We start from the raw sequence: 398 nt of genomic DNA, 5'->3' as shown, positions 1-398 counted from the left end.
AAGATCAGCACCGACGTTATCATGAACATCCAGTTCAAGTACGGCGATGAAGTCATTGCTGGCGGTGACTACTTCGTGCCTGCCGGCGTTCAGAACTACTCCGTGCTGGAGCAGTATGTGCCCGAAGGGTACGAGATGACTGTGTCCGGTGATTTCATGGCCGAGGACGGCGGCAAGCTGGTTGTCAACATCGAGAAGATCAGCACCGACGTTATCATGAACATCCAGTTCAAGTACGGCGATGAAGTCATTGCTGGCGGTGACTACTTCGTACCTGCCGGCGTTCAGAACTACTCCGTGCTGGAGCAGTATGTGCCCGAGGGGTACGAGATGACTGTGTCCGGTGATTTCATGGCCGAGGACGGCGGCAAGCTGGTTGTCAACATCGAGAAGATCAG

General features: G+C 54.5%; 1 protein-coding gene. It reads left to right on the top strand.

The annotated features are described in order from the left end of the window. Nucleotides 1-21 precede the first annotated feature (21 nt). On the top strand, nucleotides 22-398 hold a 377-nt coding region (locus H6B31_RS16820; RefSeq protein ID WP_204899539.1), incomplete at its 3' end, for a hypothetical protein.

The sequence above is a fragment of the Pseudoflavonifractor capillosus genome, assembly GCF_016899775.1.
Classification (GTDB): Bacteria; Bacillota; Clostridia; order Oscillospirales; family Oscillospiraceae; genus Lawsonibacter.
This window is presented reverse-complemented; position numbering and strand designations above follow the sequence as displayed.